This window comes from Streptomyces xiaopingdaonensis (genome assembly GCF_000262345.1).
GTDB classification, from domain to species: Bacteria; Actinomycetota; Actinomycetes; order Streptomycetales; family Streptomycetaceae; genus Streptomyces; species Streptomyces xiaopingdaonensis.
The window spans coordinates 1-14,801 of sequence record NZ_AJTQ01000362.1; the positions used below are offsets into that span (position 1 = coordinate 1).

Annotated in this window: 13 protein-coding genes; 8 read left to right on the forward strand and 5 right to left on the reverse strand. The window is 74.8% G+C overall.

Annotated elements, in window-relative coordinates; translation table 11 throughout:
- The first annotated feature begins 226 nt into the window (after window positions 1-226).
- Entirely contained in the window at window positions 227-1,072 is an 846-nt protein-coding gene (locus UWG_RS0127755) for a spermidine synthase (protein WP_016910462.1), read from the forward strand.
- 36 nt (window positions 1,073-1,108) lie between these two features.
- On the opposite strand, the gene UWG_RS0127760 is transcribed toward UWG_RS0127755, so the two are convergent.
- Window positions 1,109-2,119: a DUF8017 domain-containing protein gene (locus UWG_RS0127760; protein WP_016910463.1), complete on the reverse strand. Its 1,011-nt coding sequence runs from the start codon at window positions 2,117-2,119 to the stop codon at window positions 1,109-1,111.
- Between the two features lie 120 nt (window positions 2,120-2,239).
- On the opposite strand from UWG_RS0127760, the gene UWG_RS0127765 reads away from it, so the two are divergent.
- A complete protein-coding gene (locus tag UWG_RS0127765) occupies window positions 2,240-2,695 on the forward strand; it encodes a DUF4442 domain-containing protein (RefSeq protein ID WP_016910464.1) in 456 nt (151 codons plus the stop codon).
- Window positions 2,696-2,743: 48 nt separating this feature from the next.
- Here the strand turns inward: UWG_RS0127765 and UWG_RS0127770 are convergent, their stop codons facing one another.
- Complete coding sequence (locus UWG_RS0127770) at window positions 2,744-3,328, reverse strand: gamma carbonic anhydrase family protein (protein ID WP_016910465.1); 585 nt, start codon at window positions 3,326-3,328, stop codon at window positions 2,744-2,746.
- Between the two features lie 128 nt (window positions 3,329-3,456).
- Here UWG_RS0127770 and UWG_RS0127775 point away from each other — a divergent pair, with 128 nt between their 5' ends.
- The gene (locus tag UWG_RS0127775; RefSeq protein WP_016910466.1) at window positions 3,457-4,257 is read left to right on the forward strand and encodes an acyltransferase; all 801 of its coding nucleotides are present in this window, start codon (window positions 3,457-3,459) and stop codon (window positions 4,255-4,257) included.
- Between the two features lie 159 nt (window positions 4,258-4,416).
- Here the strand turns inward: UWG_RS0127775 and UWG_RS0127785 are convergent, their stop codons facing one another.
- Complete coding sequence (locus UWG_RS0127785; protein WP_016910468.1) at window positions 4,417-5,289, reverse strand: EamA family transporter; 873 nt, start codon at window positions 5,287-5,289, stop codon at window positions 4,417-4,419.
- A 135-nt stretch (window positions 5,290-5,424) separates the two neighbouring features.
- On the opposite strand from UWG_RS0127785, the gene UWG_RS0127790 reads away from it, so the two are divergent.
- Window positions 5,425-5,997 carry a helix-turn-helix domain-containing protein gene (locus UWG_RS0127790; protein ID WP_029391832.1) on the forward strand — a complete coding sequence of 191 codons (573 nt, stop codon included), beginning with the start codon at window positions 5,425-5,427 and terminating at the stop codon, window positions 5,995-5,997.
- Between the two features lie 30 nt (window positions 5,998-6,027).
- Here the strand turns inward: UWG_RS0127790 and UWG_RS0127795 are convergent, their stop codons facing one another.
- On the reverse strand, window positions 6,028-6,438 hold the full coding sequence (locus tag UWG_RS0127795; protein WP_016910470.1) for a CoA-binding protein: 411 nt from the start codon (window positions 6,436-6,438) through the stop codon (window positions 6,028-6,030).
- Between the two features lie 120 nt (window positions 6,439-6,558).
- On the opposite strand from UWG_RS0127795, the gene UWG_RS0127800 reads away from it, so the two are divergent.
- The 4 genes from UWG_RS0127800 (at window position 6,559) to UWG_RS0127815 (ending at window position 12,989) form a co-directional block, all read left to right on the forward strand.
- Window positions 6,559-7,194 (forward strand): YigZ family protein, encoded by a 636-nt coding sequence (locus UWG_RS0127800; RefSeq protein ID WP_016910471.1) that lies wholly within the window; start codon window positions 6,559-6,561, stop codon window positions 7,192-7,194.
- Between the two features lie 145 nt (window positions 7,195-7,339).
- Window positions 7,340-8,506 carry an exonuclease SbcCD subunit D gene (locus UWG_RS0127805; protein WP_016910472.1) on the forward strand — a complete coding sequence of 389 codons (1,167 nt, stop codon included), beginning with the start codon at window positions 7,340-7,342 and terminating at the stop codon, window positions 8,504-8,506.
- Window positions 8,503-11,568, forward strand: a complete 3,066-nt coding sequence (locus UWG_RS0127810) for an AAA family ATPase (RefSeq protein ID WP_016910473.1) — start codon at window positions 8,503-8,505, stop codon at window positions 11,566-11,568. Before UWG_RS0127805 ends, UWG_RS0127810 begins: the two co-directional genes overlap by 4 nt.
- A 554-nt stretch (window positions 11,569-12,122) precedes the next feature.
- Window positions 12,123-12,989 (forward strand): SDR family oxidoreductase, encoded by an 867-nt coding sequence (locus tag UWG_RS0127815; RefSeq protein ID WP_016910474.1) that lies wholly within the window; start codon window positions 12,123-12,125, stop codon window positions 12,987-12,989.
- 88 nt (window positions 12,990-13,077) lie between these two features.
- On the opposite strand, the gene UWG_RS0127820 is transcribed toward UWG_RS0127815, so the two are convergent.
- Window positions 13,078-14,772 (reverse strand): DUF885 domain-containing protein, encoded by a 1,695-nt coding sequence (locus tag UWG_RS0127820; protein ID WP_016910475.1) that lies wholly within the window; start codon window positions 14,770-14,772, stop codon window positions 13,078-13,080.
- Window positions 14,773-14,801: the final 29 nt, after the last annotated feature.

Consider the following 14,801-nt stretch of genomic DNA (forward strand, 5'->3'; position numbering starts at 1 on the left):
CCGCCGTTCCGTCCCGCCTCTCCCGCCCACCACCCGGCGCCTCTCCCCGCCGCCGACCTCGCCTCGAGCCGGTTCGGGCGGCGGCCAACCGGCCCGTGCCCGGGTGGCATTCGCTGAGCCGGCGAAGTGACGGAGAAAACACCGGATTTGGGGAAAGGGAGCAACGCGCCGGCGCACGGGCGCAGTCGGCGCTCGTGGGGCGGCCCGCGCCCCGCACAATGGAGTCGTGTCAGAGCCGATCCCCGTCACCCGCGCCGTCGCAGGCGGCACCGCGAAGCTCCTGCCCGACGTCGACCGGCCGCGCGCCTGGCTGCTCACGGTCGACGGCGCGCCCCAGTCCTACGTCGACCTCGACGACCCGCGCCACCTGGAGTTCGAGTACGCCCGCCGAGTCGCGCACCTCCTCGACGCCGCGGCGCCGCCCGAGGCGCCCCTGGCCGCGCTCCACCTCGGCGCCGGCGCCTGCACGCTGCCGCGGTACCTCGCCGCGACGCGCCCGGGTTCGCAGCAGACCGTCGTCGACGCGGACGGCGAACTCCTCGCGCTCGTCGAGGAGTTCCTGCCCCTACCGGCGGAGGGCGGGGTACGGCTGTGCACGGCGGACGCGCGCGCGGCGCTGGAGGCGGCGGAGCCCGACCGCTTCGACGCCGTCCTCTCCGACGTCTTCAGCGGCGCCCGCGTCCCGGCGCATCTGGGCGCCGTCGACTACGTGCGCGCGGCCTCGCGGGCGCTGCGTCCCGGTGGCCTCTACGTCGCCAACCTCGCCGACGCCGCGCCCTTCTCCTTCCTCGCCCCGCAGTTGGCGACGGTCGGCGCCGTCTTCCCCGAGGTCTGCGTGATCGCCGAGCCTTCGGTGCTGCGCGGGCGCAGGTTCGGCAACGTGGTGCTGGCGGCGAGCCAGGAGCCGCTGCCGGTGGGCGAGTTGGCCCGGCGGTGCGCGGCCGACCCGTTCCCCGCGCGGGTGGCGCACGGGTCGGCCCTCGGCGAGCTGCGGCGGGGCGCCGCACCGGTGGCGGAGGGCACCGCCGTCGCCTCCCCCGAGCCGCCCGCCGGCTCCTTCAGCCTGGAATAGCGGGGGAGGCCGGCGGGGCCTCAGCCGCGGGGCTCGTCAGCCGCGGGGCTCGTCGTCGTCCCCCGCGGAGCCGGCGTCGTAGCTCCGCAGGCTCGCCATCATCTTCTTGACGGTCGCGTCCGGCACCTCGTCGTCGACGTTCATGTCGCTGTAGAAGACCCAGATCGCCAGGTCGTCATTGGAGTTGATCCAGGAGACGGCGGTGACCTTCCCGTCGGCCGAGCACTTGTCCTCCTTCGGTGCCCCCGTGATCCGGGCGGTGGAGACGTGGCCCTTGATGCCGTGCTCGTTCTTGAAGGGGCGGGGCTTGCTCTGCTTGAGGCTGCCCTTCTGGTCCTGGTCGAAGCCGGCGATCGCGAAGTTGCCCGCGGCTATCCGAGCCGCCTCCTTGGTGTTCTTCGAGCCCTGCGCGCCCTTGGTGCCCACCCCTGCCCTCGTCGAGCTCTTGCACCAGTCGTCCTTGTAGTAGGCGGGCGCCGACATCGCGACGAGGACCTTGCCGTCGTCGTCCTCGAAGCCGGTGATGGTGCCGGGGCTCGACACTTCCCAGTCCTTGGTCTTCGGTACGTCGAAGGCCGAGTACCACTTGGGGTTGACGACGGCCTGCCAGCCGGGCGTCACCGGGGCGCTCCCGTCCGACTTCGTCGGCTGCGGCTCCGGCTGCTGCGTCGGCTGCTGATCCGGTGAGGCCGAGGTGGTCGGTGAGGGCGAACCGCCCTTCGCCTCGTCTTCGTCCTCGTCGCCGCCGAGCACGAAGACCCCTGTCACCACGGCGGCCGCCACGACGGCGACCGCGGCGACGATCGCGATCGCCGTCTTCCGGCCCCGCTTCCCGCCCGAGGGCTTCTGCGGCCCCGGCGAACTCGCCGGCCCCCACTGCGGGTCGGTGCCGTACGGGTTCTGGTCCTGCTGTCCGTACCCGGGCTGTGCCTGCTGCCCGTACCCCGGCTGCTGATACGGGTTCGGCTGCCCGTACCCCGGCTGCTGGTACGGGTTCGGCTGCTGCGGGTTCTGCTCGCCCCCTGGCGGCTGCTGTCCTGGCCACATGGCCGACAAGCCTATGGGCAGCGGTCGTTCGCGGCCACGCGGTGCGGGGCTTCGGTACCGAGCCGGTACATACGGGGGAGCGGCGGAAGCAGATTTATTACCCGATGGTAACCTCCGGGCATGACAGCCGAACCCCAGCCGTCGATCGGCGAACTGATGGCGGCGAGCGTGCCGATGGTCCGCACGCTCAACCTGGAGTACCTGGAGACGACGCCGGAGCGCGCCGTCGTCGCCTTCCCCGACCAGCCCGAGTACCGCAACCACGTCGCAGGCCCGCACGCCGGCGCCATGTTCACCGCGGGCGAGTCGGCGAGCGGGGCCGTCACCCTCGCCGCCTTCGCCGACCAGCTCGGCAGAGCGGTGCCGCTGCCGGTCCGCGCCGAGGTCAGCTACAAGAAGGTGGCGAGGGGGCGCGTCACCGCGACCGCGACCCTGCGGCGGCCCGTCGCGGAGGTCGTGGCCGAGCTCGACGCCGGCACCCGTCCCGAGTTCCCCGTCCACGTCTCCCTCACGCGGGAGGACGGGGCCGAGACGGGGGAGATGACCGTCGTCTGGACGCTCAGGCCCAACGACTGAGCCGTGCCCGCGAGTCGGCCCAGCCCCCGCGCGGCGGGCGGCGGAACCTCACTGCTCGGGCGCGGCCCCGTCGTGCGAACCGCCGTCCCGTGCACGGCCGTCGACCGGTTCGGCACCGCGGTGCGCCTCCGCGAGGTCGAGGTAGACGGCCGCGTTGAGGCGCACCCCTTCCCGCTCCTCCTCGGTGAGCTCCCGCTTCACCTTCGCCGGCACGCCGGCGACGAGGGATCCCGGCGGCACCTGCATGCCCTGCGGCACGAGCGCCTGCGCCGCGACGAGCGAACCGGCCCCGATCCGGGCGCCGTTGAGCACCGTCGCGCCCATGCCGACGAGCACCTCGTCCTCGACGGTGCACCCGTGGAGTACCGCGTTGTGGCCGACGGAGACGCGCTCGCCTACCGTCACGGGGAAGCCGGGATCGGCGTGGACGGTGCTGTTGTCCTGGATGTTGGATCCCGCGCCGATCGAGACCGAGGCGGCGTCGCCGCGCAGCACGGCGCCGTACCAGAGCCCCGTGCTCTCGCCCATCGTCACCTCGCCCACGACCACCGAGGTCGGTGCCGTGTACGCGCTGTCGGCCAGTCTGGGACGCCGCCCACCGACAGCGGCCACCACCGCTTGCTGCTCGCCCATCTCTCGACCTCCGCCGACTCGTTGGCTCCACCGGTACCCCGGCACGGCAGCACCGTAGGCGATCGGCGGGAGAAAGATCACAGCGACTCCGGAGGTGCCGTATCCGTCCCGCCGTCTACCGTGACCGCGTGTCCTCCCACCGCACTTCACGCGCGCGGCCGCGACTCGGCGCGCTCGGTCGCAGGCTCGCCTCGCGCGCCGTGCACGGTGCCTGGCGACTGGCCCAGCGCGCCGGCGCGGTCACGCCGGAGCACCCGGGCGGCTACGCCTTCCACCGGATCGGCACCGGCACCCGACTCGCCTTCCCGCAGGGCACCGTCTTCGGTGCCGGGTGGATCGAGCTCGGCGACCACTGCGTCGTCGGGCAGGAAGTGACGCTCACGGCAGGGATGATGCCCGACCTCGACCTCGGCCCCGAGACGGTGCTGCGGATCGGCGACGGCGTCGTGCTCGGCCGCGGCAGCCACGTCGTCGCGGACACCGCCGTGACCATCGGCGACGACGTCTTCTGCGGCCCCTACGTCTACATCACCTCCACCAACCACTCGTACGACGACCCGCACCAGCCCGTCGGCCGCCAGTGGCCGCGCGCCGCTCCCGTGGAGATCGGCGCGGGCAGTTGGCTGGGCGCGGGCGCCGTGGTGCTGCCGGGGGCGCGGCTCGGGCGGAACACCGTCGTCGCGGCGGGCTCGGTCGTCCGCGGCGAGGTGCCGGACCACGCGGTGGTCGCCGGGGTGCCGGCGCGGGTGGTGCGCCGCTGGGACGAGGAGTCCGGCTGGCAGCCGCCGCTCGCGACACCGCCCCCGGTCCCGGTGCCGGAGGGCGTCACTCCGCAGCAGCTGCGCGCCGGTGCCGAGTTGGCGGGCGGCGCCGGTCCCGACGTGGGGTCCAGGAAGGCGTCGGGGAAGGGCGAGAGCACCCGGCGGTGACGGCACACTGGGGGAGAGCGCCCGCTGGAGAGCCCCGTGTCGAAGGGACGCCCAACCGTGAACGACCGCCTGCTGCGCATCCTGCTCGCCTGCGCCGTCGCCCTCGTCGGCCTCGGCATGCTGCTGAGCCTGGTGGTGCGCGCCTGAGGGCCCCGGCGCCTAGCCCGAGGCGAGCAGCAGCGAACCGAGGAGCGCGAGGCCGGCCCCGGCCGTCTGGAGCGCGCGGAGCCGCTCCTGGAGGACGCCGCGTGCGGCGAGCGCCGTGACGACGGGGTAGAGGGACGCGAGCACGGCCGCGACGGTGACGGGGCCGCTCTGCGCCGCGACGGCGTAGGTGCCGTTGGCCGCGACGTCCGCGAGTCCGACGAAGGCGAGCGAGGGCAGCGCGGCCCGCACTTCGGCCACCCCGCCCGCCGGCAGTACGGGGGCGCCGCGGCGGGCCGAGACGGCGAGGGCGCCGCCGCCCACGACGACGTTCACCAGCCGCTGGACGAAGAGCGCGAGGAAGAGCCCGGTGACCGTGGGCGTGGCCTCGGCGATGAGCTGGATCGTCGCGCCGAAGCCGAGCGCGGCGCCGAGCGTCAACCCGATCGTGCGCCGCTCCACGGAGGCACCGCCCGAGCCGACCCCGCCGGCGAGCACCACGCCGCCGAGCGCCACGAGGACACCGGCCGCCTGCCAGACGCCCGGCCGCTCCGCGTGGAGAAGGACACCGGTGCCGATCGGGACGACGACGCCGCCGAGGGTGGCGATCGGCGAGACGACGCCCATCGGACCGAGCGCCAGAGCGCGGTAGAAGGCGAGCATCGCCACCGGGCCGATGGCGCCCGCCGCCCCTGCGCACCACAGCAGCCGCGCGTCGAGTTCGCTCCACGCCCCCGTGGCCACCACGATCGCGCCGAGCACCACGGCGGCCGCCCCCTGGGAGACGACCACGACGGTCAGCTCGCGCATCCGCTTGCTGAGGAGCCCGCCGCCGAAGTCGGCGAGGCCCCACAGCAGGCTGGTGGCGAGTGCGAACGCAGCGGTCATCTCGGTGGCTCCCCTGAGTACAGTGGCGTGGAGTCGGCGGTGGCGCGGAGTGCACCCTGCACGCGCTCCACCGTAGTCGAGTTCAGTGTACTTCTGCATCCATTATTGTTGACCGAGGGGACGGTGCAGACGCCCGTGACCGACCTTGACCGCCTGACCCTGTCCCTCGCCCGCAACCTCAAACGCCTGCGCACGGAACGGCAGTTCACGCTGGACGCGCTCGCGGCCCGGGCAGGCGTCAGCCGCGGGATGCTGATCCAGATGGAACAGGCGCGGACCAACCCGAGCGTCGGCACCGTCGTCAAGATCGGCGACGCGCTCGGCGTCAGCATCACGACGCTCCTCGACTTCGACCAGGAGCCGCGCGTCCGGATCGTCCCCGAGGCGCAGGCGGTCCGGCTCTGGTCGACCGAGGCGGGCAGCCACAGCACGCTCCTCGCGGGGGCCGAGGCACCGGGGCCGCTGGAGCTGTGGTCGTGGCGGCTGATGCCGGGCGACGCCAGCGACTCCGACGCGCATCCGGCCGGCACGGCGGAACTCGTGCACGTCTCGTCGGGCGAGCTCACCCTCACCGTGGAGGGCGAGGAGTACCGCGTCCCGGCCGGCACCTCGGCCGCCTTCGAGTCGGACGCCGCCCACGGTTACCGCAACGACGGGGACGAGCCGGTCGCGATGGTGATGGCCGTCAGCGTCCCGCCGCCGCGCTGAGGGCGATCCGCCGCCGACGCGCCGTTGGCCTCAGCCGCCGAGCCTCGGGATCTCGATCGCGGGGCAGCGGTCCATCACCATCGCGAGACCGGCCGCCCGCGTCCGGTCGTACGCCGCCTCGTCGACGACCCCGAGTTGGAACCAGACGGCCCGCGCCCCCGTCGAGACGGCCTCGTCCGCGACGGGGCCCGCGAGCCGGGAGTTGACGAAGACGTCCACCACGTCGACGGGGAAGGGGACGTCGGCGAGCGACGGGTATCCCTGCTCGCCGTGGACGGTCTCCGCGCTCGGGTGGACGGGGACGATCCGCTTGCCGAACCGCTGGAGCACCTCGGCGACCCCCCACGCGGCGCGGGAGCGGTTGGCCGAGAGTCCCACCACGGCCCAGGTGTCGCCGAGTTCGGTGAGGATGCGCCGGACCTGGCCGGGCTCTGCGTACATCTGCGCCTCCTGCGTCGCGCGGGTGCTCGTGCGGCTGTGCGTGCGGCCGGGAGAACGCCCGCACGGTTTCCGGCATTCCCCCGGCCGCACGTGCGGACCCCGCCTGCATAGGGTTGCCGTATGGAGCAGGGTCCTGACGAGTTCGCATCCGTCGCAGCCGAGGGCGTCCACGAGACGGAGATCAACCGGTCGCGGTTCCGGTGCGCCCTCGCGCCCGTGGCGGACGAGGACGACGCGCGTGCCTTCGTCGCCCGCGTACGGGCCGAACACCCGGGGGCCAACCACAACTGCTGGGCGTACGTGGTCGGTGCGGACGCGTCGGTGCAGAAGGCGAGCGACGACGGCGAGCCCGGCGGCACGGCAGGGGCGCCGATGCTCCAGATGCTGCTGCGGCGCGACGTGCGGTACGCGGCAGCCGTCGTCACGCGCTACTTCGGCGGCGTCAAGCTCGGCGCGGGCGGGCTCATCCGCGCCTACGGCGGCGTCGTGGGCGAAGCGCTCGACGCGGTCGGCACCGTGCGCCGCCGCCGGTACCGTCTCGTCACCGTCACCGCCGACCACCAGCGTGCCGGCCGCCTCGAGAACGACCTGCGGGCCGGCGGCCGTACGGTCCGCGAGGTGCGCTACGGCGCCGAGGTGGAGATCGAGCTGGGGGTCCCCGAGGCCGAAATCGCGGCGTTCCGCGCCTGGTTGGCCGACGCGACGGCGGGCGGCGCGCGGCTGGAGCTCGGCGGCGAGGCGTACGTCACCGACTGAGCAGGGTGCGACTCGGCGGCCAACCCCGCGCCGGGCCACCGGAGATGGCTTTCCGGACGCCGGTGCACCTCGCGAGAGGCGCGCGGCGGCCGTCGTGACGAGGGCGAACGGCCGGTGTCAGTGGTGGCGTCTAGGGTCGTTGACCATGCGCCTGCTGCACACCTCGGACTGGCACCTCGGCCGGAGCTTCCACCGCGTGAGCCTCCTCGAAGCCCAGCGTGCCTTCCTCGACCACCTCGTGGAGACCGTCCGCGACCGCGAGGTCGACGCCGTCCTGGTCGCCGGGGACGTCTACGACCGTGCCATCCCCCCGCTCCCCGCCGTCGAGCTCTTCGACACCGTCCTCCACCGGCTCGCCGCGCTCGACGTGCCCGTCGTGATGATCTCGGGGAACCACGACTCCGCCCGCCGACTGGGCGTCGGGTCGGGGCTGTTGGCCCGCGCCGGCATCCATCTGCGCACCGACCCGGAAGGCTGCGCGGAGCCCGTCGTGCTCAGCGCCGACGGCGTGGAGACCGCCGTCTACGGCCTGCCGTACCTGGAGCCGGCCCTGAGCGCCCCGGCCGTCGGCGCCGCGGGGCGCAGCCACACCGCGGTGCTCGGCGCCGCGATGGACGCGGTCCGCGCAGACCTGGACACGCGTGCACGCGGCACCCGCTCCGTCGTCCTCGCGCACGCCTTCGTCACCGGCGGCGAACCGTCCGACAGCGAGCGGGACATCACCGTCGGCGGTGTCTCCGCCGTCCCCGCCGCCGTCTTCGAAGGCGTCGACTACGCCGCCCTCGGCCACCTGCACGGCCCCCAGCGCCTCACCGACCGCGTCCGGTACAGCGGCTCCCCCCTCGCGTACTCCTTCTCCGAGGCCGACCACCGCAAATCCATGTGGCTCGTCGACCTCGACGCCGCGGGCGGGCTCCGCACCGAGCGCCTGGAGCTGCCCGTGCCGCGGCCCCTCGCCCGTCTGAGCGGCACCCTCCAGGAGCTCCTGGAGCAGCCGGAGTTGGACCGTCACACCGACTCCTGGGTCGAGGCGACCCTCACCGACGCGCACCGCCCCAACGAACCCATGGCCCGCCTCGCCGAGCGGTTCCCGCACGTGCTCTCCCTCGTCTTCGACCCGCAGGGCGCCGAGGGCGGGGCCGGCGGCTCGTACGCGGGCAGGCTGCGCGGCCGCTCCGACCGCGAGGTCGCCGAGGACTTCGTCACCCACGTCCGCGCCGGCCGCGGCCCCGACGCCCCCGAGAGCCGCATGCTCCAGGAGGCGCTCGACGCCGTCCGCGTGGAGGCGGCGGCGCAGGAGGTGGCCCGATGAGGCTCCACCGGCTCGACGTCACGGCCTTCGGACCCTTCGCCCGAACCCAGCACGTCGACTTCGACGCGCTCTCCTCCGGCGGCCTCTTCCTGCTCCACGGCCCGACGGGCGCCGGCAAGACCTCCGTCCTCGACGCCGTCTGCTACGCCCTCTACGGCAGCGTCCCCGGCGCGCGCCAGCAGCCCGGCGCCGCCCTGCGCAGCGACCACGCGGACCCGGCGGTGCGCACGGCCGTCACTCTCGAACTCACCGTCGCCGGACGCAGGTTGGAGCTCACCCGGCAACCTGAGCAGCTCCGCCCCAAGGCCCGCGGCAGCGGGACGACGCGCGAGCGCGCCCGCTCCGAACTCCGCGAATGGGACGCGGCGACGGCCGGGTGGCGGGGCCTCAGCCGCTCGCACCAGGAGATCGGCGAGGAGGTCGGCCGCCTCCTCGGGATGAGCCGCGAGCAGTTCTGCCAGGTCGTGCTCCTGCCGCAGGGCGACTTCGCGCGGTTCCTCCGTTCCAATGCGGAGGACCGCGCACGGCTCCTCGGGCGCCTCTTCGACACCGGAAGGTTCGCCGCCGTCGAGGAGCGCCTCGCCGAGCAGCGCCGCCTCGCCGCCCAGGACGTCCGCGAGGGGGACGAACAGCTGCTCGCCCTTGCCCAGCGGATGCGCCAGGCCGCCGGCACCGATACAGGCGTCGGCGATCTCCCGCTGCCCGGCGCGGAGCCGGGCACCTCGCCGGTGCCCAGGGCGCGCAGCGGCGAGCAGCTCGCCCCCGGCGACCCGCGCCTCGCCGAGACGGTGCTGGAGTGGGCAGCCCTCGCGCGCACTGCGGCGAGGGAGCGCCTCGCCGCGGCCCGCAGCGCCGTCGCGCTCGACGAGTCCCGCCACGTCTCGGTCACCGCCGAGCTGGAGTCGGTGCGCCAACTCGCCCGCGACCAGCAGGCGCACGCCGACTTCCGGGAGCGCGCCGAGCGCCTCTCCGCCACGGAGGGGAAGCGGGACGCCGCCGCGCGCCGGCTGCAGCTCGCGCGCGCCGCCGAGGCGGTCGCGCCTTCCGTCGCCCGCAGCCGCACCGCGGCGGCCGAGCACCGGCGGGCCGCCGAGGCGGAGACGCGGGCCCGCGCCCCGCTCCCGGCGGAGCTCGCTTCGGCTTCGCCCGAGCAGCTCGCCGTGCGAGAAGGCGAGCTGCGGGCCGAACTCGGCGGCCTCGCGGCGGCCGCACGCAGCGAGGGGCGGCTCGGCGAGGTCGAGTCCGAAGTCGAGGCGCTGCAGGACGAGTCGGCGGCCGCCGAGGAGCTGCTGCGGGAGGCCGAGGAGTGGCTCACCGGCTGGGAAGGACGCAGGTCCGCGCTGCAAAGCGGGATCGAGGAGGCGCAGCAGGCCGTCGCCCGTGCCGAGCACCTCGCCGGCCTCCTCGGCCCCGCCCGCGAGCGGCGCGACGCGGCCCGCACCCGGGACGCCCTCGTCGTGCAGCGCGAGGAAGAAGAGGCGCGGCGCCTGCGCCTCGCCGAGCGGGCCGGGGCCGCGCGCGAGACCTGGCTCGACCTCAAGGAGCGCCGGGTCCTAGGCATCGCGGCCGAGCTCGCGGAGCGGTTGGTCGCGGGGGAGCCGTGCGCGGTCTGCGGTTCGGCGGAGCATCCGGCTCCGGCGCGCGCCGGAGCCGACCACGTCGACCGTGCCGCGGAGGAGCAGGCGTTCGAGCACTACCAGCGAGCCGACGAGGCGGCGGAGGAGGCGGAGCGCCGACTCGTCCCGCTCCGCGAGCGGCTCGCCGCCGCCACCGCCTCGGCCGGTGACCGCTCCGCCGCGGAACTCCACCGCGAACACGCCGAGTTGGAGCAGGAGCACGCCGCAGCGCGGCGCACGGCGGGCGAGGCGCACACCGCGCGGGAGGCGCTCGCCGCAGCCGAGGGGGAGTACGCGCGCAGGACGGCAGCGCGCGGCGAGGCCGAGCGCCGGGTGGCGGCGAACACTTCGCGCAGGGAAGCGCTGCTCCTGGAGGCCGGCCGGCTGGAGAAGGAGGTCGCGGCGGCGAGGGGCGACGCGGCGAGCGTCTCCGTCCGCACCGCCGAGTTGGAGAGGCGGGTCGAACTCCTCGCCGTGGCGGCCGAGGCGGCCCGCGCGGTCCGTGGAAGCGCGCAGCACCTCGAGGTGGCCGAGGCCGAACTCACCGCCGCAGCGCGGCGCGCGGACTTCGCCACGCCCCAGGAGGCGACGGAAGCCCTCCTCGGCGAAGCCGAGCAGCGCGAGCTGCGGGAGCGCCTCGCCCGTCGCGAGGCGGAGGAGGCCGCCGTCGCCGCCGGCCTGGAGGACCCGCGACTGCGGCACGCCGCCGCGGCTCCCCCCGCACAACCCTCGGAGACGCAGGCCCGATTGGAGAGCGCCACCCGCCGCCTGCGCCACTCCTCGGCGACCGAGGAGAGTTGCCGCACCCGATGCGCCGAACTCGACCGCCTCAGTCTCCTCGCCGCCGAGGACGCCGAGAACCTCGCACCGCTGCGCGAGTCGGCCGCCCGGGTGGCCCGCCTCGCGTCGCTGGCCGCCGGCACCTCGCAGGAGAACGAGCACCGGATGCGGCTGGAGTCGTACGTCCTCGCCGCCCGTCTCGAACAGGTCGCGGCGGCGGCCGGCGCCCGGCTCTCCCGGATGTCGGGCGGCCGGTACACCCTCGTCCACTCGGATCAACGCGCCTCCGGCCGCGGCAGATCCGGCCTCGCCCTCCACGTCGTCGACGCGTGGACGGGCGCGGAGCGCGACACCTCCACCCTCTCGGGCGGCGAGACCTTCTCCGCCTCGCTCGCGCTCGCCCTCGGGCTCGCCGACGTCGTCACCGAGGAGGCGGGCGGCACCCGCCTGGAGACCCTCTTCATCGACGAGGGCTTCGGCAGCCTCGACGAGCAGACCCTCGACGAGGTGCTCGACGTCCTCGACTCGCTGCGCGAACGCGACCGCTGCGTCGGCATCGTCAGCCACGTCGGCGATCTACGGCAGCGCATCCCCACCCAGCTCGAGGTCCTCAAGACCCGCACCGGTTCGACCCTGCGCCACCGGTCGGCACCGATGCGGGAGTGAGCCACCGGGCTTTCGCGGGGGCGTCGGGCGGGCGTTCCGAGTGCCGTCCGACGCCCCTCCCGGGAGGTACTGCGCTGGCGCCAACACCGGGCAACGCAAGTCGGGTTGGGGTGTGCACCTGCCGCGTACCTCTGCATGCCGAGCGGCCGAGCCCCGCGGCTGTGTCAGGCGTACGCATGCAGGCATCCGGAAGAGGCGGTCGCACGGAAGCGCCGCTTTCCGCGTCGAAGCCGGAACGCCGAGACGGGGCACGCCGGGGCCCCGACCCCCGCAGCAGGCCGGACCCCGAGCGCCACCGCCCGCCGTGCATCCCCCGCAGCCGGACCCGCCCCCGTCCTCGCCCCACCGGCCGCGCAGACAACGCCCACCGCCCGCCCCAGCCCCCGCTCCCGGGCTACCGGCCGCCCAGGTGACACCCGCCGACCGATGATCCGGCCCGCCTCCGCCGGCGGCCCCAAGTTCCCCCGGGCACGCGGGAGGCCGGAGGCACGCGCACCGGCTGACCCGCGCCGGATACGCATGACACGGCGCGCCCCCTGTACCAGGATCGCCCCATGAACCAGCCCCCGAAGCCCGCCTCCCCCTACCGCGACCCGTACCCCCTCCGCCGGCGCACGGCCCTGGTGACCGGCGCCAGCAGGCGCCTCGGCATCGGGCACGCCGTCGCGCGCAGGCTCGCCGCCTACGGCGCCAGCGTCTACCTCCACCACCACACACCGCACGACGAGGAGCAGCCCTGGGGCGCCGACTCGGGCGGCATCGAGGCCGTCCTCGAAAGCGTCCGCGAGGTCGGCACCGAGGACGCCGTCTTCGCCGACGGTCCCGCCAACCTCGCCCAGCCCGACGCACCGGCGCGGCTCGTCGCCGACGCGGCGGAGGCGCTCGGCGGCCGCCTCGACATCCTCGTCGCCAACCACGCCCTCAGCGGCGACGACGGCCCTCTCGACGCGATCGACGCCGGCATGCTCGACGCGCACTGGGCCGTCAACACCCGTTCCACCGTGCTGCTCACGCAGGCGTTCGTGCGTCAGCGGCGCAGCACCGAGGCCGAGCTGCGCCGCCGCGCCGAGGACGAGCCGCCGACGGGCCGCATCGTCTGCCTCACCTCGGGACAGGACCGCCGCGGAGGCATGCCGGACGAGGTCGCCTACGCCCTCGCCAAGGGCGCGCTCGCCTCCGCGACGCGGACCCTCGCCACCGCCCTCGCCGAGGAGCGCGTCACCCTCAACACCGTCAACCCCGGCCCCGTGGACACCGGTTACGTGACGGGCGAGGAGCATCTGGCGGTCGCCCGCCTCTTCCCGGGCGGCCGGTGGGGCACCCCCGACGAGGCGGCGAGGCTCGTCTCGTGGCTCTGCACGGACGAGGCCGAGTGGATCACGGGAGAGGTGATCAACTCCGAGGGCGGCTACGCGCGTTGACGCGCCGGGGCCCCGGGCGGGGAGCCGGGGACCGGACCGGCGCGGCCGGCTCCGCGTCCACCGCGTACGGTGGCGCGGAGCGCGGCGGCTAGAGCACCGACAGCTCCTCGACGAGGTCATCGAGCCCGAGCGACCCCTGCGAAAGCGCCGCCATGTGCCATTTCTTCGCGTCGAACGCGGCACCGTGCGCCCTGCGCGCCGCCTCCCGGCCGGCGAGCCAGGCGCGCTCGCCGAGCTTGTAGCCGATCGCCTGGCCCGGCATCCCGAGGTAGCGGACGATCTCGCTCTCCACGAACTCGGCCGGCCTTCCGCTGTGCCGGCCGAAGAACTCCTGCGCGAGCGCTGGCGTCCACCGCTCCCCGGGGTGGTACGGCGAGTGCGCGGGGATCTCCAGCTCCAGGTGCATGCCGATGTCGACGATGACCCGGACCGCGCGCATCATCTGCGCGTCGAGGTAGCCGAGGCGCTGCTCGGCGTCGGTGAGGAAGCCCAGCTCGTCCATGAGGCGTTCGGCGTAGAGCGCCCAACCCTCCGCGTTGGCGCTCACCATGCCGACGCCCGTCTGGTAGCGGGAGAGGTCGTCGGAGCAGTACGCCCACTGCGCGAGCTGGAGGTGGTGGCCGGGGACGCCCTCGTGGTACCAGGTACTGACGAGGTCGTAGACGGGGAACTGCGTCTCGCCCATCGTCGGCAGCCAGGTGCGGCCGGGACGCGAGAAGTCGAGCGACGGCTGCGTGTAGTAGGGAGCGGCGGCGCCGCCGGGCGGGGCGAGGCGCGACTCCACGCGCTTGACGGGCTCGGAGAGCTCGAAGTGCGTCCCGTCCAGCTCCGCGATCGCCTCGTCCATGAGGGACTGGAGCCATCCCTGCACCTCGTCGATGCCGACCGAACGGCCGTGCTCATCGAGGTACTTGAGCGCTTCCCACGGGGAGGCGGCGCCGGGGAGCACCTTTTCGGCCTCGGTGCGCATCTCGCCGAGAATGCGGTGGAACTCCTCCCATCCGTAGGCGTACGCGTCCTCCAGGTCGAGGTCGCTGCCGTTCCACAGGCGGGACATCCGGGCGTACCGCTCGCGTCCGTAGATGTCGGAGGCGCCCGCGACGGCCGGTGCATACACCTCCCTCAGCCAGCGGGCGAGTTCGGAGAACGCGCGTGTCGTCTCCTCCGCGGCCGCGGCGAGTTCGCCGCGCAGCTCCTCGGGGCCCTCGGCGGCGAAGTCGGCGAACCAGTCGTCGCCGCCGGAGGCGCCCGTCCACTCCGCCAACTGCTCGACCAGCGTCTCGACTTGACGGGGGCCGCCGAGCAGGCCGCGCTCCAGGCCCTGTCCGAGTGAGGCCCGGTACCCCTCCAGAGCCGCCGGCACGGCGCGCAGCCGGTCGGCCACCGCCGACCAGTCCTCCGCCGTCTCGGTGGGCATCACGGTGAAGATGCCGCGGACCGAGTGCACAGGGGACTCGATGTTGCTGACGGTGCGCAGCCCCTCGCCCGCGTCGTGCACGGCGAGTTCGGCGGTGAGGCGCTCGCGGAGGAGCCTGGCGCAGCGCCGTTCGGCGGGGGAGTCGCCGCCGGGCCGTTCCTCGGCGTCGGCGAGGCGCTGGAGCGTCTCGCGTGCGAGCCCGGCGAGCCTCTCCTGGCCTGCGGGGGAGAAGTCGGGGAGGTACCGGTTGCTCTCCGGGACGCCGAGGTAGGTGCCGGTGAGGGGATCGAGGGCGACGAGCGCGTCCACGTAGGCGTCGGCGACCTCGCGGGGCAGGGGGGCGGTGGCGTTCAATGCATCGGACATGCGCCCATCCTGGTACGCCGCGCCGGCGG